The 18355-nt window shown below is 66.2% G+C and carries 14 protein-coding genes; 10 read left to right on the forward strand and 4 right to left on the reverse strand.

What is annotated here, in order from left to right; translation table 11 throughout:
* Nucleotides 1–155 precede the first annotated feature (155 nt).
* The 6 genes from ACEF39_RS05120 to ACEF39_RS05145 all read left to right on the forward strand — a co-directional run bounded on the left by ACEF39_RS05120 (nt 156) and on the right by ACEF39_RS05145 (nt 6916).
* A complete protein-coding gene (locus ACEF39_RS05120; RefSeq protein WP_500287175.1) occupies nt 156–2348 on the forward strand; it encodes an alpha-L-rhamnosidase-related protein in 2193 nt (730 codons plus the stop codon).
* The gene (locus ACEF39_RS05125) at nt 2345–3832 is read left to right on the forward strand and encodes an MFS transporter (protein WP_500287176.1); all 1488 of its coding nucleotides are present in this window, start codon (nt 2345–2347) and stop codon (nt 3830–3832) included. Before ACEF39_RS05120 ends, ACEF39_RS05125 begins: the two co-directional genes overlap by 4 nt.
* Entirely contained in the window at nt 3832–5550 is a 1719-nt protein-coding gene (locus tag ACEF39_RS05130) for an alpha-amylase family glycosyl hydrolase (RefSeq protein ID WP_500287177.1), read from the forward strand. The genes ACEF39_RS05125 and ACEF39_RS05130 overlap by 1 nt, the downstream gene beginning before the upstream one ends.
* Before the next feature lie 122 nt (nt 5551–5672).
* Nucleotides 5673–6059 carry an SseB family protein gene (locus ACEF39_RS05135; RefSeq protein WP_340568880.1) on the forward strand — a complete coding sequence of 129 codons (387 nt, stop codon included), beginning with the start codon at nt 5673–5675 and terminating at the stop codon, nt 6057–6059.
* A gap of 90 nt (nt 6060–6149) precedes the next feature.
* On the forward strand, nt 6150–6614 hold the full coding sequence (locus ACEF39_RS05140) for a GNAT family N-acetyltransferase (RefSeq protein WP_500287178.1): 465 nt from the start codon (nt 6150–6152) through the stop codon (nt 6612–6614).
* Entirely contained in the window at nt 6611–6916 is a 306-nt protein-coding gene (locus ACEF39_RS05145) for a hypothetical protein (protein ID WP_500287179.1), read from the forward strand. Before ACEF39_RS05140 ends, ACEF39_RS05145 begins: the two co-directional genes overlap by 4 nt.
* 140 nt (nt 6917–7056) lie before the next feature.
* Here the strand turns inward: ACEF39_RS05145 and ACEF39_RS05150 are convergent, their stop codons facing one another.
* The 3 genes from ACEF39_RS05150 to ACEF39_RS05160 form a co-directional block, all read right to left on the reverse strand.
* Complete coding sequence (locus ACEF39_RS05150) at nt 7057–10641, reverse strand: ABC transporter permease/M1 family aminopeptidase (RefSeq protein WP_500287180.1); 3585 nt, start codon at nt 10639–10641, stop codon at nt 7057–7059.
* 12 nt (nt 10642–10653) lie between these two features.
* On the reverse strand, nt 10654–11553 hold the full coding sequence (locus ACEF39_RS05155) for an ABC transporter ATP-binding protein (RefSeq protein ID WP_500287181.1): 900 nt from the start codon (nt 11551–11553) through the stop codon (nt 10654–10656).
* Between the two features lie 72 nt (nt 11554–11625).
* Complete coding sequence (locus ACEF39_RS05160) at nt 11626–12090, reverse strand: GNAT family N-acetyltransferase (protein WP_500287182.1); 465 nt, start codon at nt 12088–12090, stop codon at nt 11626–11628.
* 316 nt (nt 12091–12406) lie between these two features.
* Here ACEF39_RS05160 and ACEF39_RS05165 point away from each other — a divergent pair, with 316 nt between their 5' ends.
* Together ACEF39_RS05165 and ACEF39_RS05170 are read left to right on the forward strand one after the other, a co-directional pair.
* Complete coding sequence (locus tag ACEF39_RS05165) at nt 12407–13903, forward strand: DUF7125 family protein (RefSeq protein WP_500287183.1); 1497 nt, start codon at nt 12407–12409, stop codon at nt 13901–13903.
* The gene (locus ACEF39_RS05170) at nt 13893–15947 is read left to right on the forward strand and encodes an ATP-binding protein (RefSeq protein ID WP_500287184.1); all 2055 of its coding nucleotides are present in this window, start codon (nt 13893–13895) and stop codon (nt 15945–15947) included. The genes ACEF39_RS05165 and ACEF39_RS05170 overlap by 11 nt, the downstream gene beginning before the upstream one ends.
* Before the next feature lie 25 nt (nt 15948–15972).
* Here the strand turns inward: ACEF39_RS05170 and ACEF39_RS05175 are convergent, their stop codons facing one another.
* Complete coding sequence (locus ACEF39_RS05175; protein ID WP_500287185.1) at nt 15973–17004, reverse strand: LacI family DNA-binding transcriptional regulator; 1032 nt, start codon at nt 17002–17004, stop codon at nt 15973–15975.
* 195 nt (nt 17005–17199) lie between these two features.
* Between ACEF39_RS05175 and ACEF39_RS05180 the strand changes: the two genes are divergently transcribed.
* Together ACEF39_RS05180 and ACEF39_RS05185 are read left to right on the forward strand one after the other, a co-directional pair.
* Nucleotides 17200–17472 carry a DUF7710 domain-containing protein gene (locus ACEF39_RS05180; RefSeq protein WP_500287186.1) on the forward strand — a complete coding sequence of 91 codons (273 nt, stop codon included), beginning with the start codon at nt 17200–17202 and terminating at the stop codon, nt 17470–17472.
* Between the two features lie 263 nt (nt 17473–17735).
* A complete protein-coding gene (locus ACEF39_RS05185; protein ID WP_500287187.1) occupies nt 17736–18323 on the forward strand; it encodes a single-stranded DNA-binding protein in 588 nt (195 codons plus the stop codon).
* Nucleotides 18324–18355 lie beyond the last annotated feature (32 nt).

Raw genomic sequence — 18355 nt, forward strand, 5'->3', positions numbered from 1 at the left:
TATGCAGCTGGACGCAGCCGACAGCCCCGCGTCTACCATGGGGCCAGGGCACCTTGAGGGAGGTGCCGCGCCCGCACGCCGGCAACGGCAGTGCGGACCCACAACGGTGCAGAGAGGGAGGGAGGTCGACGGGCGCAAGCCGGTCTGCCGCTTCGATGCTGAAGATCATTTGCCTGACCGCTGCCCTGGGGGCAGCGCTGGGGACGACCGCACACGCGGCCGACCTGACATTCGACGGCCGCCAGGCGCGCGCCGAAGCCGCTGCCAAGGGCAGCTTCATCCTGCATGCGCCCAAGCGCGAGGTGCGCATCGCCGCCGCGCCCATGCGCAGCCAGACCGGCAGCGTGATGTTCGATGCGCTGTTCGCACTGGCCCAGCAGGAAATGGACCAGGACCGGGTGGATGCCATCCGCGATCCGGCCTTCGATGAAGGCCGTCCGGTGCCGTGTGAGTGCTTCCAGACCGGTGCGCGCTGGCCTTACGTGTGGACGCGCGATGTCAGCTTCGCTGCCGACCTGGCGCTGGCCAAGCTGGACCCGAAGCGTACCCGGCAGTCATTGCAGTTCAAGTTGTCGGCGGCGCGCGATGGGCATACGCCCGGCCTGTTCGTGGCCCAGGACACCGGCTCCGGCGGCAGCTGGCCGATCAGCAGCGACCGCGTGGTGTGGTTCCTGGCCGCACGCCACCTGCTGGATGATCCTGCGTTTGCCGAGCAGGTCTGGCAGGCGCTGCAGGGCACGCTGGCGCAGGATCGGGCGATGGTGTTCGACGCGCAGATGGGCCTGTATCGCGGCGAGACCTCGTTCCTCGACTGGCGCGAGCAGACCTATCCGGACTGGACACGCGAGGACGTGCGCTTCATCGGCGATTCCTATGCGCTGTCCACCAACGTGCTGCACTACCAGGCGCTACGCCTGGCGCAGCAGATGGCCGCGCAGCTCGGCGACGAACGCAGCGAGCAGTACAAGGCCTGGGCCGACGCACTGGCGGTGCAGATCGACGCGCGCTTCTGGCGCGAAGACATGGGCCAGTACATGAGTTACATCGGCGAAGCGGCGCACCCGGTGCCGTACGCCAAGATCGATCTGCTCGGTCTGTCGCTGGGCATCCTCGCCGACGTGCTGCCTGCTGAGCGTGCGCGTCGGGCGCTGGCGGGCTATCCGATGGGCGCTGCTGGCAGCCCGGTGGTGTGGCCGCAGGAGGCGCAGCAGCCGATCTACCACAACCGCGCGATCTGGCCGTTCGTCAGCGCCTACTCGCTGCGCGCGGCGCGCAAGGTGGACGACGCGCCGCGCATTGCCGCCGAGATCCGCTCGTTGATGCGGGGGGCGGCGCTGGCCGGTTCCAACATGGAGAACTACGAGCTGGCCACCCAGGCCGTGCACGTGGACGAAGGTGCCTTGAGCGGCCCGGTGGTCAACTCAGAGCGCCAGTTGTGGTCGGTGGCCGGCTATCTGTCGATGGTGACCGAGGGTGTGTTCGGCGTGCAGGACGACGGTCGGGTGCAGCCCAAGCTGCCGGCCGAGCTGGTGCCGGAGCTGTTCGGGAAGCAGAAGCGGATCAGTCTGGAGTCGGGCGGAAAGCGCTATGTGCTGGAGCGCCCGAAGCAGGTGGGTGCTGGCTTGCTGGTCGCGGGAAAGACGCGCACGCGTGGTGCCACGACGACCGTGCAGCTGGTCGCCGCGCCGGCAGCGGCGAGCCATGATGTGCTGCGCGCCGATGCCAATGCACGAGCACCGGCCACACCGCTGGCGCCGCAGGTAAAGCGTAGTGGCAAGGGCTGGACCGTCGCAGTCGCCGCCGGACAGGTACTTTGGCAGGACGGTGTCGCGGCCTCGGCCAGCAAGGCCCAGGTGCGCGTAGGTGATGATGGCCTGCAGCACTGCCTGAGCCTGACCCGTCGCGAAGGTGTGCTGGAATCACTGCACAGTCCGATGGTCTGCGTCGGCCCGCAGCAGGTGCTGCGTGGCAGCAGGCAGTGGCAGTTCAACGCCGCCAAGGCGGGCCACGTGCGCCTGCGCCTGCAGTACAGCAACCCGAACGGCCCGATCAACACCGGTGTGACCGCGGCGGTGAAGCAGCTGGCCGTGCAGTGCAAGGGCCAGGCGCCGCAGCGGCACACGGTAACGCTGCCGCACAGCGTGGCGGCGCAGGACTCGACCGCCGCAACCTTCGCGGTGCCCAAGGGGCGCTGCACGGTGACCCTGCAAGAGGGCTTCAACATGAGCGCGCTGCAGCACTTCGCGCACTACACCGGCGGCAAGGGCGGGCGCGACGGCGTGCTCAACCAGGCCCAGGTACAGGCGCTGAAGGTCGCGCCGGTGGCGGCAGCAGAGGACGCACGATGAGTCGTCCTGCAAAGCCGCAGTTGTCGTTCTGGCAGATCTGGAACATGTGCTTCGGCTTCCTTGGCATCCAGTTCGGTTTTGCCCTGCAGAACGCCAACGCCAGCCGCATCTTCGAAACGCTGGGCGCGGATATGGAAGCGGTGCCGGGGCTGTGGATCGCCGCACCGCTGACCGGCCTGCTGGTGCAGCCGGTGATCGGCTACCTGTCCGACCGCACCTGGACACGCTGGGGACGGCGCCGCCCGTTCTTCATGATCGGCGCGGTGCTGACCACGCTGGCCCTGCTGGTGATGCCAAACTCGCCGACGCTGTGGATCGCCGCCGGCACGCTGTGGGTGCTGGATGCCTCGATCAACGTGTCGATGGAGCCATTCCGCGCCTTCGTCGGCGACCAGCTGGCACCGCGGCAGCGCCCGGCCGGCTATGCGATGCAGAGCTTCTTCATCGGCGTCGGCGCGATCGTTGCCAGCTTCCTGCCTTTCATCCTGGCCCACTTCGGCGTTGCCAACACGGCAGCGGCGGGCGAGGTGCCCGATACCGTGCGCTATGCGTTCTACTTCGGCGCGGTGGTGCTGCTGGCGGCAATCACCTGGACGGTGGTCAGTACACGTGAGTACTCGCCCGACGAACTGGCCAGTTTCGATGACGCCGAACCACCGGCGCACCACGCCGGCACTGCGGTCACCGGCCCTGCGCCATGCGCGCAGGTTGCGCTGTGGCTGGGGCTCGGCGTGCTGCTGGCGGCGCTGATCGCGTGGCGCCAGGGCGACAAGATGCTGTACGTGCTGGCCGGCCTGTGCGCGGGCTACGGCGCACTGCTGGCGGCGGCGCGGGTACTGCCAGGAACGCACATGCTGGCCGCCATCGTCGGTGACCTGCGCGCGATGCCGATCACCATGCGACGGCTGGCCTGGGTGCAGTTCTTCTCGTGGTTCGCACTGTTCGCGATGTGGATCTTCACCACGCGCGCGGTGGCTGGCATGCATTTCGGTTCCACCGACGTCGAATCGGCGGCCTACAACGAAGGCGCCAACTGGGTGGGCGTGCTGTTTGGTGCCTACAACGGCTTCGCCGCACTGGCCGCGCTGCTGATCCCGCCGATGGTGCGGGCGATCGGCCTGCGTTGGAGCCATCTGGTCAACCTGTGGCTGGGCGGGGCAGGGCTGATCTCGATGATGTTCATCGACGATCCGCAGTGGCTGTTGCTGTCGATGGTCGGCGTGGGTTTTGCCTGGGCCTCGATCCTGTCGTTGCCCTATGCGCTGCTGTCGGACAGCGTGCCGGCGGCGAAGATGGGTGTGTACATGGGCATCTTCAATTTCTTCATCGTGATCCCGCAGCTGGTCGCGGCCAGCGCGCTCGGTTTCGCCCTGCGCGCATGGCTGGGAGGCCAACCGATGCATGTACTGGTACTGGGTGGCTGCAGTCTGCTGATTGCCGGTCTGTGCGTGTTGCGGGTTCCGTCCCGTCCGGAGGTGGTGTGATGCGTGGTGCGCTGACTGTTGCTGTATCCCTTGTGCTGTTCGCTGGTCATGCTGCGGCTGCGCCACGTCCTGTCTATGTCGGTACCACCGAACCGTTCGCCAGCGATGCGGTGTATTTCGTGGTCACCGACCGCTTCGTCAACGGCGATCCGTCCAACGACCATCGCGACCAGGGCGGCAAGCACCGTACGTTCGATATCCCGGTGCCATGCCCGGACAAGGTGGACGGCAACATCGGCTATCTCGGTGGTGATTTCCGTGGCGTGCTCGACAACGCCGGCTACATCCGCAACCTCGGTTTCGGCGCGGTGTGGATCACGCCCATCGTCGACAACCCGGATGAAGCCTTCACCGGCAGCAAACCGATCAGCTGCACCAGCACCCTGACCGACCGCGGCAAGACCGGCTACCACGGCTACTGGGGCATCAACTTCTACAAACTGGACGAGCACCTGCCGAGCAGGGACCTGGACTTTGCCGGGCTGACCAAGGGCCTGCACGGTGCCGGCCTGAAGGTGGTGCTGGACATCGTCGGCAACCACGGATCGCCGGCATGGACCATGCCGAAGCGGCAGCCGCAGTTCGGCCAGATCTTCGACAAGGACGGCACGCTGATTGCCGACCACCAGAACCTGCCGCCACAGAAGCTGGACCCGAAGCACACTCCGCTGCACGCGTTCTACAACAACATCGGCCCGGTCGACAGCAAGGACGGCTCGATCTTCGATGGCAACCTGGCCGAGTTGAGCGACTTCAACCAGGACAACCCGGCAGTGATGGACTACCTGGTCGGGGCCTACCTGCAGTGGACCGAGCAGGGCGTGGATGCGCTGCGCATCGATACCATCGGCTGGCTGCCGCACCCGTGGTGGCACGAGTTCGTCAACCGCATCCGCGCGCAGCACCCGGGCATGTTCATGTTCGGCGAAGCGTTCGACTACAACGCCGCCAGCATCGCCGAACACACCTGGCCGGCCAACGCCAATGTCAGTGTGCTCGACTTCCCGCTGCGCGGCGCGCTGGAGCAGACCTTCGGCACGGCCGGCAAGGGTTTTGAAACCCTGGCTGAGCCGCTGCACCTGACTGCTGGCCCGTACGCCAACCCGTACGAGCTGATGAGCTTCTACGACAACCATGACATGCCGCGTCTGCAGGCCAGCGACAACGGCTTCATCGATGCGCACAACTGGCTGTTCACCGCACGTGGCATTCCGGTGGTCTATTACGGATCGGAAACCGGCTTCATGCGCGGCCGTGCGGAACATGCCGGCAACCGCGCCTACTTCGGCCAGCCACGGGTGGATGCTGCCCCGCAGAGCCCGATCTTCGCGCCGCTGCAACGCATCGCCAAGCTGCGTGAGGCCACGCCGGCGCTGCAGCGCGGCCTGCAGGTGAACGAACGTCTGCAGGGCGATGAGGCGGTGTTCTTCCGCGTGCTGCAGCACGCCGACGTGGCGCAGACCGCGCTGGTGCTGTTGAACAAGGGTGATGCCGCGAAGACATTCAACGTGGACCGCTACCTGCAGGCCGGCACCTGGCGGGACGCGCTGGACGGCGGCGAGGTGAAAGTGACGGGGGCGCTGAAGGCTGACGTGCCAGCGCACGGGGTGAAGGTGTTCGTACTGGATGCGGCCGTGAAGCAGCCGGCGCTGCAGGCCGAACTGGACAAGGCGGTGGCCGACCAGCAGTCTCGCGACCAGCGGCTTCGGAAGCGGTAGTGCCGGCCGCTGGCCGGCAGCTCCAGATCACTGGCACATGCGGCTGCCGGCCAGCGGCCGGCACTACCGGGGTTGATCGCATCCGGCACAATAGGCACCCCTGATGCCGCGCCCGCACTGCCATGACCGACCTTGCCCCGCAGACCCCGATCGAAACCCTGCTCAAGGCCGCGATGGACGGAACAGTGCCGATCCGCGCGTTCATGGAGGCCTTCGTCGCCTCCGAGGTGGTGCTGCTGACCGGCAGCCTGGTCACCCCCGATGGCAGCGGCTTCGATCCGCTGCTGTTCGACAAGCAGGGCACCCTGCACGTGGCCGTGTTTACCGATCCTGCGCGGGTGGGCATCTACAGCCAGCAGGCCGAGCATCAGGTCCGCTGGCTGATGCTGGACGTGCTGCGTCGCGTGCCGGGCGGTTACGGCGTGGTGATCAATCCGGGCACCACGCTCGGCTTCGAGATCTCGCCCAGCGGTGTGGGCGAGATCCTGAAGGATTTCGCGCAGGGCTGACCGTTCTGTAGCGCCAAATCGTCGCTCGTCTGCTTCCAATTGGCGGCCGTACGTGATCCTCTTGCACGACATAGGGATCGAGGCTTTGCCATGGAATTCAGGGTGCTATCCGCTGACGCGCCGGAAAGGCTGCAGCTGGCACAGTGGTACAACGCGCAATGGGGCCGGGATGCCGGCGTGTCGCTGGAGCAGGAACTGCAGCGGCTCAACCAGCCGCAGGATGCGGAAGGCTTTCCCCACCTGATCACAGCATTCGATGGCGGCCAGGTGGCAGGCGCCGTGCAGCTCAAGCGCCGGGAGATGCGGGCATTTCCACAGTACGAGCATTGGCTGGGCAGTGTGTTCGTGGCCGACAGTCATCGCGGCCGCGGCCTGGCCAGCGGACTGGTCGAACAGGCTGCGGCGCAGGCGGTACGGATGGGCGTCTCGCATCTGTATCTGCAGACCGAAGCCCTGGATGGCGGCCTTTACGCGCGGCTGGGCTGGACGCCCCTGCAGGAAGCCGACAACCACGGCTATCGCGTACTGGTGATGGTACGGGAGCTGGGCGCATGACCGCCGCTTCGGAACACCATTCCCGTCTCGCTCTGGCCTTCCTGATCGGCGCCATCGTCGCAGCACTCATCGCCATGCCGCTGTTGCGTGCAGTCGGTTTCGTGCAGTGGCCGGTGTTCGTCATCGCCTGGCTGATCAACCTGGGGGCGGCCTGGCATCTGGGGCAGTGGGCGCGGCAGCAGGGCCGTTCAACCTGGGCGTTCGGGCTGCCGGCAGCGCTCGGTACCGTGGCGTCGATCGTGATCTACGTGCTGCTGGCGGTGCTGGGGCCGAAGGCCGGTTCGCAGAGCCCCGCAGCGTAGCTAAGGGCGTCAACGGGGAAGTGCGGCATCCACGCATGGCGTGGATCTACTTCCGCCATCGCATCGTCCGGGCAGATCCACGCCATGCGTGGACGCTTCCGCAAACGATGCCGGCCCGAAGGCCGGCACCATCACACACACTACATCGTCACCTTGCGCCGATTGTCCTCGCTCACCCGGTCGATCAGCTTGTTGTACGGATCAAAGCCCGCCTCATCCGGCCTGGCATCCACCGTCACCGTGATCTTCGGCTCGGCCGTAGTGATGTGGTGTCGCTGCAGGTACAGGACCTTCTGGTCGCGTTCCTTGCCTGACGCGCCATTGGCGAACACACCGATCTCGACCCAGTCATCCATCGTGCCGGCGGTCTCCTTGCCCTTGCCATCGGCGTACTGCTTGCTGGCATGCAGGTCCAGAGTCACGTCGTAGCGACCGTCGGCACGCTTGCGCGCGCTGACGGCCAACACCCGGTTGTCGTAGAAGCTCATCTTCTCGAACAGATCGGTTACCAGCTGCTGGCGGCCGGCGGGCGTTTCGGCGCGGATGTAGGCCAGCAGCTCCCGCGAGGTGGTGTACGGCGGCTGCTGGTAGCCCTTGTCCTGCAGGAAGCGCTTCAGGGCACGGTTCAGCGCCTCCTCGCCGATTTCCTCACGCAGGCGGTAGAACACCAGCGAGCCCTTCTGGTAGTGGATGTACTGCTGGTTCTCCACACGTTCCAGCGGCAGCTCCTCGATGGCCTCACCTCCGCGCCCGGACAGGTAGCCATCCAGCTCGCGCTTGAGGAACTGGCGCATGTGCTGGCGACCGTATTCCTGCTCCATCACCATCAGTGCCGAATACTGCGACAGCGACTCGGACAACACGGTTGCGCCCTGTACGTTGGCGCCGATCACCTGGTGCGCCCACCACTGGTGCGCGACTTCGTGGGCGGTCACGTAGAACACATAGTCCACCTTGTCCGGGTCGCGCAGGTCGGCGATGAAGCCGATCGACTCCGAATAGGGAATGGTGTTGGCGAAGGACTGGGCGAAGCGCTGGTAGCCCGGGAACTCGATGATGCGTACCTGGCGATGCTGGTACGGAGTGAAGTTGGCTTCGTAGTAGGCCAGCGACTTCTGCACCGCGTCGATCATGCGGTCCACGTTGTAGCCGTGGGCAGGATCGAAATACACCTCGATCGGGATGTCCTTGTAGCTGGCACGGCGAACTTCCCAGCGTGCCGACAGGTAGGCGTAGAAGTTCAGCATCGGCCGGTCCATCGCATAGCTGAAGCAGCGCCGGCCGTCCGCCGTGGTCTCGTGCTGCAGGTAGCCCGGCGCCAGCGCCACCTGGTCGGGTGCCGTGCAGATGGTGCTGCGGAAGTCGAGCCAGTCGGCGTCGTTGGTGACGTAGTTGTTCGCGCGTGCGGCTTCGTCTTCCAGCTTGTGCATGCGCCGTGGCTCGCCGAGGTCACGCTTGCGACGCTCATTGCGGTCGCTGATCTCAACGCCTTCGTTGTAGCCGAAGGACGGCAGTACGCGGCTGTTGAAGAAGCTGCCGTTGTCGACGATGTTGCTCGGCGCCTGATCTGCGGTGATGCCATGGGGCTGCTGCACCAGACGGAAATGGATGCGGCGCTCTTCGCCCGGCTGCAACGGCGTGGCCAAGCGATAGATGCGGTAGCCAAGGTCGGCGTCGTGCATCGACAGCGTCTGTCCGCCGAGGTCGACGGCCACCAGCTGTTTGTCGTCGGCCGTGGCCACGTGCACCTCCTGGATGGGCGCGGCATGGGTGTTGCGGATCGTCCAGTTGGCGTCGATCACCATTGACTGGGTCTCGGGATGCAGATCCACCCGGTTGTCCACGGCGATGATGCGCGGCTGCGGCAGGTTGCGGTACTTCGACAGTTCGCGTTCGTAACGGGCCTGCAGGTCCAGCTGCTGGTCTGGTGAAAGGAAATCGTTGCGGATGTTGGTGCTCCAGTACAGCCAGCCGCCTACCGCGATGAACGCGACGGCGGCCAGCGCTGCCATCGCGCCGGTCGGGCCACGCAGGCGTCGCCCGGCCAGGGCAAGCCGCTGGCGCAGGCCCTGGCTGACGCCGCGTACCCAGAACGCCGACGCCAGGCACATCAATGCCAGCAGGAACAGCGCCCAGTAGCCCTGGAAGGCCAACTGCCCGCTCAGGAAGTGGCCGTAGCCGTTCATGTCCGAATAGGGGGCGATCGGCCAGCTGCCGAAGTTGTAGATGTTCTGGGTGTAGTCGAGCATGCCCAGCACGCCCTGGCCGATCATCACCACGATCAGCAGCGCGTAGCCGAAGAACTTGTTGTTGGTCAGCACCTGCAGTACCAGCGCCAGACCGCCCATCAGCACGTACACCACCGAATCCAGCGCAAGACTGCGCAGGTACAGCAGCGGTTCGAGATGGGTATAGCCTTTGGCCAGCTGTACGGCCATGGCTGCCAGCGCGCCGGCCGCCTGGAAGCAGGCGATCACCGCCACCAGTGCGACGAACTTGGCCAGCAACGGCACCCAGTTGGGTACCGGCATCGCATCGTTCACCTCGTTGATGCGTGCACCACGCTCCTTCCACACCAGCTCACCGGCGAAGAACAGCACGATGATGATCAGCAGCCAGCTGAAGGCGCCCTGCAGGGCCATGATCATCTGCGAGGTGACCGGCCAGATGGAGGTGCCGTACAGCGTCTGCCGGAACAGCGCGGACGGCAGGAAATTGGCCAGGCCCAGCACCAGCAGCACGATGAAGGGCACGCTGCGCAGCACGCCGCGTGTATCGAAGCGCACCTGGCGCAGGAACTGCCGCCACGCGGTGCCTGCACCGAACACCGGCGTCACCCGCGGCAGCGTGGTCGTTGCCGGTCGCAGCGGCGCGGGATCGGCTGATGCCGCCGCCTGGCCGCGGCCCCAGCGCCGGCGGCCGCTGCCGCTGCGTTCGGTACGGAACAGGGCGAAGGTGGCTGCGAACAGCGCGGCGGCCACGGTCAGCCACAGCACCCGGTTGGCCAGCAGGTAACCGGCCAGTTCCGGAATGCCGCTGTTGCGCTCTTCGGTGGACCAGTAGCGGATGGTGCGCGACAGCGCACGCATGCCCAATGGCTCGGTCAGCACCGCGATCCAGGTGTTGTCAATGTCGCGCAGCAGGGCGGCGCTGACCCCGTACAGCACGAAGTAACCGACCACGCCGATGTACACCCACAGGATCGAACGGGTGGTTACCGCCAGCAGCGACAGCAGTGCCGTGGTGAACAGCAGGTTGGGAATGACCACCACCGCGAAGGTCCAGGCGTAGCCGGCCCAGCTGGTGGGCCCCAGGCGCTCGGTATCGACCCAGGGCATGAACTGCGCCACCAGTATGCCAATGGCGATCAGCACGTATACCAGCAGGCCCGACACCAGCGCCGCACCGATGCGCCCGGCCAGATAGTGACGGCGTTTGATCGGGCTGGCGAAGATCAGTTCGGCCGTGCCCAGTTCGAAGTCACGCAGCAGCGCATTGCTGACAAACAGGGTGGACACCAGCATGCCAAGCAGGGTGAAGATGCCCAGCATCGAGGCGACGACGGTGGGTGCATTGCTGTGCACGTTGCCGCTGCCGCCCCCGATCTGCACCGCATCGCTGGACGCGGCGCCGAAGGCGAGCAGAGCGAACAGACCGGCAAACAGCCACAGCAGCGGGGAACGCAGCTGCTCGCGCAGCTCGAACCGGAAGAAGTCGAGGGTCATGGTGTACTCCGCTCAGGCTGCACGGGCACGCGCCTGCAGGCGCAGGCGCTGGAAATACACATCCTCGAGATCGGGTGCGACCGGCGCGAAGCCATCGCCCGGGTCGCTGGCGCTGTGCACGTGGATCACCGGACGGCCCCCCACCAGGCGCGAGGACAGCACCGTGTAGCGCGCCTCATGGTCAGCCAGTTCCGACGGATCCACCTGCTTGCGCCAGACCTGCTGCTGCAGCGCCTCGATCGCATCGGTGGGGCGGCCGGTCAGCAGCACCTGACCCTTGTTCATGATCGCCATGGTCGGGCACAGGTCGGTCACGTCCTCGACGATGTGGGTGGACAGGATCACCGCCACGTTCTCGCCGATGGCCGCCAACAGGTTGAGGAAGCGGTTGCGTTCTTCCGGGTCGAGCCCGGCGGTGGGCTCGTCGACGATCACCAGGCGCGGGTCGCCCAGCAGCGCCTGGGCGATGCCGAAGCGCTGGCGCATGCCCCCGGAGTAGGTGCCCAGCTTGCGCTTGCGTGCATCCCACAGGTTCACCTGCTGCAGCAGGCCATCGACCACTTCGCGACGCGGGCCACGCTGGGTCAGGCCCTTCAGCACGGCAAAGTGCTCCAGCAGGTCCAGCGCGCTGACTTTCGGGTACACCCCGAAGTCCTGTGGCAGGTAGCCCAGGCGGCGGCGCACGGCGTCCTTGTCGCGCAGTACGTCGATCGGTGATTCACCCGGAATGCTCAGGGTGGCACTGCCACTGTCAGCCTCCTGCAGGGTGGCCAGGGTGCGCATCAGCGAGGATTTCCCCGCGCCGTTCGGGCCGAGCAGGCCGAACATGCCGCGGGGAATATCCAGGGTGACCCCGTTCAACGCGTGCACGCCGTTGGCGTACGTCTTGGACAGCGAATCGATCGTCAGCATGCGACGTACACCTTTCCGTGTGTTGATCTGCTGTTTATCGCGCTGAACGGCGGCGGCGTCATGCCCCTTTGGTCATGGTGCCTTTGGCCAGCGGTCCAGCTGCCAGCACCGCAGCACACCGTCCTCGGCATCCACGCGCTGGCCGACCGTGCGGAAACCGTTCCGGCGCAGCACTGCCTGCGAGGGCAGGTTGTCCACGGCGGTTTCGGCCGTCAGCACGTGTATGCGTGGCTGCGTCCACGCCCATTGCACGAACTCGGCCAGTGCGGCGCCGGCCAGGCCTCGTCCCTGGTGGGCTGGAGCGATGCCATAGCCAAGGGTGAGAACACCGGCCTGCGGCGCGCGGGTCAGGGACAGCAGGCCCACCGTGCGTGCCGCCTCGACGATCCGCCACGCGGCCGGAGAAAACTGCGGCTCGATGGAGGCGGTGAGGTCGGCCAGCATGGCGATCACTTCGGGTGGGGCGACAGCGTCTTCAGCGGTATCGGTGCAGGACAGCAGAGCGCGCACGTCGTGTGCGGACGCAGGAATGAGCATGGGAACCTCGACAGGGAGTTGCCCGGATGGGCATTGCCGGTGCGAGGGCAGGGCAGCGTGAGCCTCAGCCCAGGTGCAACTCGCCGTTTGCCGCCGTCACCGGTGCGGTGTGGGAACTGCTGGCGGAGGACAAAGGCCTTCTCCTGGCGGGAGGGAGTGCTGCGCGGAGCGCGCGCTCCTAGCGTACCTGCGGAATCGCCGGTGCGTTGAAGCCAGAGGCTGTGAAATGTTCCTGAATGCGCTGGTATCGGTGCGCTGGATCACACAATACGTCGACAGGTGCGCCGATACGCTCTGCCCCTCATACAGCAAGTCAATGCGAGCGCGCATGCGGATCACAACGGGAATTGAAGGGTTGGACGGCATTCTTGGCGGCGGGTTCCCGCAGGCCCGGGTGTACCTGCTGGAAGGGCCGCCAGGCTCCGGCAAAACCACGCTGTCCCTGCAGTTCCTGCTGGAAGGCCTGCAACGCGGCGAGCGCTGCCTGTACATCACCCTGTCCGAGACCGCCGAAGAACTGAGGGAAGTAGCGTCGGCCCACGGCTGGTCGCTGGATGGACTGCACCTGTTCGAGCTGGGCTCGGCCGAGGGGGCGATGGGCAATGGCCGCCTGCAGTCGGTGCTGCACTCGTGGGAAATGGAGCTTGACGAGACGGTCAACCTGATCATGTCCAAGGTGGACAGCATCGGGCCGACCCGGGTGGTGTTCGATTCGCTGTCGGAGCTGCGCCTGCTGGCGCAGGATTCGCTGCGCTATCGTCGCCAGATCCTCGCGCTCAAGCAGTTCTTCGCGCCCAAGAGTGCGACGGTCATTCTGGTGGATGACCTGACGTCCACCGGCGATGAACGCGATGGCCAACTGCACAGCCTGTGCCACGGCGTGCTGTCGCTGGAACGTCTCACCCTGGACTTCGGCCCCGCGCGCCGCCGGATGCAGGTGCAGAAACTGCGTGGCGTCGATTTCGTCGCCGGTTACCATGACATGGTGATCCGTCGTGGTGGGGTGCAGATTTTCCCGCGCCTGATTGCCTCCGAGCATCACGGCCGGTTCGTGGGAGCACCCATCAGCAGTGGGGTGGACGAGATCGACCGGCTGCTGGGCGGTGGTCCGCTGCGCGGTACCTCCACGCTGTTGACCGGCCCGGCCGGCAGCGGCAAGACCAACGTGGCGCTGCAGTACGTGTGGGCCGCCTGCGAGCGCGGTGAGCGCAGCTGCATCTTCGAGTTCGACGAGCGCGTGGGTACGCTGCTGGCACGCGCTTCGGCGCTGGATATCGATCTGGACAAGCATCTGCGCTCCGGCATGCTGGAGATCCTGCAGATCGACCCGGCCGAAGTGTCACCCGGGGAGTTCTCCTGGAACCTGCGTAAGTCCGTAGAGGAGCGCAACTGCCGTGTGCTGGTGATCGACAGCCTCAACGGCTACGTCACCGCCATGCCGCAGGAGAAACAGTTGATGCTGCAGCTGCACGAGATGCTGTCCTACCTGAACCAGAAGGGCGTGGCGACCTTCATGATCAACCCGCAGCACGGTCTGGTCGGCACCATGTCCACCGGCAGCCTCAACGTGTCCTACATCGCCGATGCGGTGGTGCTGTTCCGCTTCTTCGAAGCCAAGGGACGCATCCGCAAGGCGATCTCGGTGATCAAGAACCGCGGCGGTGCGCACGAAGACACCATCCGCGAACTGAAGATCGACGGGCGGGGTATCACGGTCAGCGCCGCGCTGGCCGATTTCCAGGGCATCCTTACCGGTACGCCCGAATTCGTCGGCGACAGCGCGGCGCTGCTGGGCCAGTCCAATGTCCGATAGCGATGATGGCGGCACGGTTGTCCGAATCGTTGCCCCCTTCGGCCGCGATGCAGACAGCATCGCGTCGGTACTGGCCAGTGCGGGTCTGACAACACGCATCGCGCCCGCGCTGGAGGTATTGGCCAGCCAGCTCGATGACCGCACCGGGCTGGTGGTGGTGACCCAGGAAGCGGTGGCGCGCGACAGCGAAGTACTGCTGCAGGTGTTGCAGCAGCAGCCCACCTGGTCGGACATTCCGTTCATCCTGCTGCGCTCGGCGCGCTCCTATCGGCGTTCTACCCGCGAACCGTTGTTGCCCTGCTCGATCAACGTGGTGGAAATGGACCGGCCATTGGGCAGCATGTCGCTGCTCAGCGCTGTGCAGGGTGCGCTGCGTGCACGCGCGAAGCAGTTCGTGGTGCGCGACCAGGTCACCGCCTTGGCCGATGGCCGTGCGGCGCTGGCGCGTAGCGAGTCCGAGCTGCGATTGATCGCCGATGCGATGCCGGTGCTGATCGCATTCGTGGACCGCGCGCTGTGCTTCCGCTTCGCCAACAGGGCCTACGAAAGCTGGTTCGAACTGGCCACCGGCGAGGTCATCGGCAGGCACGTGCGCGAGGTCATCGGCGAGACGATGTGGCAGCAGCGTCGGCCGGCGATGGAAGCCGCATTGGCCGGGCGTGACGGCGTGTTCGAGATCGTCTGGCCACATCACGTGTACGGGCGCCGGGACTGCGAAGTGCGTTACTCGCCGCGCCGGAATGCCGAGGGTCGCGTCGACGGCTTCCACGTGTTCGTCACCGATATCACCGCTGCCAAGCTGGCGCTTGCCAGCAGCCAACAGCACGCGCACGCGCTGGAGGCGATGGTGGCCGAGCGTACCCGTGAACTGGAAGCACAGATGGCGGCGCGCGAGGCCAGCGACGCTGCACTGCGGCAGTCGCAGAAGATGGAAGCGATCGGCCAGTTGACCGGCGGCATCGCCCACGATTTCAACAACATGCTGACCGGCATCCTGTCTGCGCTGGATATCGTCCGGCTGCGCCTGGACATGGGCCGGGTCGACGACCTCGAGCGTTTCCTTGACACCGCCACGGCCTCGGCCCAGCGTGCCGCGGCACTGACCCAGCGCCTGCTGGCGTTCTCCCGGCGGCAGTCGCTGGATGCGCGTCCGGTGGAGCTCAACACGCTGCTGGTTTCGGTGCAGCACTTGCTGCACAGCACCCTGGGCGAAGCGGTGCGCATCCGCGCCGAACCCTCACCGCTGCCCTTGCACGCCACGCTGGATGCCAACCAGTTCGAGAGCGCGCTGCTGAACCTGGCCATCAATGCGCGAGATGCGATGCCGCACGGTGGTGATCTGACCCTGCGCGCATCGGCGGTGAGCGTACGCGAGGGTCAGTACACGGCCGTGCCCGCTGGCGACTACGCGATGGTGGCGGTGGCTGATACCGGTGCCGGCATGGCGCCGGAAGTGGTCGAGCGCGCGTTTGAGCCCTTTTTCACCACCAAACCCATCGGCAAGGGCACGGGCCTGGGAATGTCGATGGTGTACGGCTTCATGCAGCAGTCCGGTGGCCACATCGCCATCCAGTCCAATCTGGGCCAGGGCACGACCGTGCTGTTGTTCATTCCGTTGTCGGAAGCCGTGGTGGAGGACGAGCCTGCAGCCTCGCAGCCGATACGGCGGGGTGCCGGCCAGTCCATCCTGGTGGTGGAGGACGACGAGCAGGTACGCATGCTGGTGACGGTGGTGCTGGAGGACCTGGGGTATCACGCCCAGGTGGTGGGCGACGCCGATGCAGCCATCCCGATCCTGGCCTCGGCGCAGACCATCGACCTGCTGGTCACTGATGTCGGACTGCCGGGGCTCAACGGCCGCCAGCTGGCGGAAATCGCGCGGCAATCGCGGCCAGCGCTGCCGATCCTGTTCATGACCGGCTACGCGGAAAAGGCGCAGGAGCGCGCGGCGTTCCTTGATGAGGGCATGGCGATGATCGCCAAGCCGTTCCTGCTGGATGAGTTCAGCATGGCGGTACGCACGGCCATGCCGGGCGGCGCGTAGCGGGGGCGGTGGAGACGAGCCGGTACTACGCGCGCAGCGACGACTCGCGTACCACCAGCTTCACCGGAATGCTCTGGCCTTCCACCGGCTGCCGGCCGATCAGCGCCAGCAGCTTCTCCACCAGCAGCTGGCCGGCCTGCTTGGTGTCCTGCTGCACGGTGGTCAGCGGCGGCGACACCGAGGCTGCCAGCGGGATGTCGTCGAAGCCGGTCACCGCCACGTCCTGTGGCACCCGCAGGCCCTGCTCGCGCAGGGCGCGCACCGCGCCGATGGCAATCAGGTCGCTGGCCGCGCATACCGCATCGATGGAACGGTCCTGGGCCAGCAGCGCCAGGCAGGCCTCATGCCCGGATGCCTCGGTGGTGATCGCATCGTGCTGCAGCGCCGGATCGGCGGCCAGGCCGTGCGCACGCAGGGCTTCGACGTGGCCACGATAGCGCTCCTCGAATTCCGGGTAATGGCTGGAGGCATGGCCGAGGAAGGCGATGCGGCGGCAGCCCTGTTGCAGCAGGTGGACGGTGATGTCATGCCCGCCCTGGAAATTGTCGCTGCCGATCGACACCCCCGGCTGGCCGGGCAGGGCCGCGCCCCAGCGCACGAAGTGCGTGCCCTGTTCCACCAGTCGCTGCAGACGGTCGCGTGACTCGTGGTAGTCGCCATAGCCGAGCAGGATGATGCCGTCGGCCTTGTTGCTGTCTTCGTAGTCGGCCTGCCAGTCGGTGGACAGCTGCTGGAAGGACACCAGCAGGTCCTGCCCGTGCAACGCACAGGCGCGGGTGATCGACCCCAGCATCGAGTGGAAGAAGGGGTTGATCAGCGAGTCGTCATTGGTCGGGTCCTCGAAGAACAGCAGGGCCAGGGTGCCGGCGTTGCGCAGGCGCAGGCTGGAGGCGTTCTTGTCGACCTTGTAGTTCAGCTCGCGGGCGATGCGCAGGATGCGCTCGCGGGTCTCGGCATTGACCATCGGGCTGCCGCGCAGGGCCCGCGACACCGTGGGCTGGGAGACCCCGGCCAGGTGGGCGATGTCCAGGGAGGTGGCTTTGCCTTTGATGGTCATTGCTGGGAACGGCGGGAACGACGACCTGCATGATGCCATGCGCCGCAAGATGTGGCGGATGCCCGAGGCCGCCCGGCGGGCAGCCAGAACAGTGCGCACCGCCCCAGACGCGGTCCCCGACGCTATCGACTGTAAGGTGCATGTCGCGCCATGATTGGCGGGCTCGGGCACGGTGCCTTGGCCAAAGGAGAAGTGATGGCAGCCGGATCTGTGTGGGTATTTGTCGGCGAACGGGCGGGATTCCCTGCCGGCGTCTTCGCGGAGCTTGAGGAGGCCGAAGCCTGGATACGGACCCACGCGCTAAGCGGTGTGTTGACCTTGTATCCGGTCGGCGAAGGGGCTTATGACTGGGCCATCCGTACGGACGCGTTCACCCCCAAGCCGGACAAGGTGATCGACGCCAGCTTCATTTCGCGGTTCTCAAGCGGTGCCATGCCCCACTTCCACTATGAGGATGGGGAGAAGTAGCCCCGGGTCGGAAGCGATCGTCGACGACAGATGCCCCGTACCTTGGGCGCCCGGAGGGGCCCTCGCTCCCCTTGTCGGGTATGGCGGGAGGGGAATCCCGGTCTGCGTCGGGCGGAATTCCGACAAGGTCGGGGCCGGTGGCAATGGTAAGATGTTGCCTTCTGGACCCCCCCATTTCACCTGGGGCAACCCCGCGTACCTGCAGCCCGCCCGGTGCTGTGTTATGACTGCGGCCTGCCCTCGGACAACGGAAGAGCAACCCTATGGCGCGCGGCATCAACAAAGTCATCCTGGTCGGCAACCTCGGCAACGACCCGGACGTGAAGTACACCCAGGGCGGTATGGCGATCACCCGCATCAGCCTGGCCACCACCAGCGTCCGCAAGGACAAGGATGGCAACCAGCAGGAGCGTACCGAGTGGCACCGCGTGGTGTTCTTCGGCAAGCTCGGCGAAATTGCCGGTGAGTACCTGCGCAAGGGCAGCTCGGTGTACGTCGAGGGCAGCCTGCGCTACGACAAGTACACCGGCCAGGATGGCGTGGAGAAATACTCCACCGACATCATCGCCGACGAAATGCAGATGCTGGGCGGCCGCGGTGAAGGCGGCGGTGGCGGCGGTGGTGGCAACTTCAGCGGCGGCGAGCGTCCGCAGCGCCAGCAGGCCCCGCGCCAGGAATACGGCGGTGGTGGTGGTGGTGGTGGCGGCGGCAACGCGCGTGGCGGCCAGGGCGGTGGTTACAACCAGGGTGGCAACCAGGGCGGCGGCTACGGCCAGCAGCGTCCGCAGCAGCCGCCGCAGCAGTCGGCCCCGCCGATGGATGACTTCGCTGACGACGATATTCCGTTCTAAGAAACACTTAAGTACTAACAGTTGAAATAAGC

This window comes from Stenotrophomonas indicatrix (genome assembly GCA_041545745.1).
Lineage (GTDB): Bacteria > Pseudomonadota > Gammaproteobacteria > Xanthomonadales > Xanthomonadaceae > Stenotrophomonas > Stenotrophomonas indicatrix_A.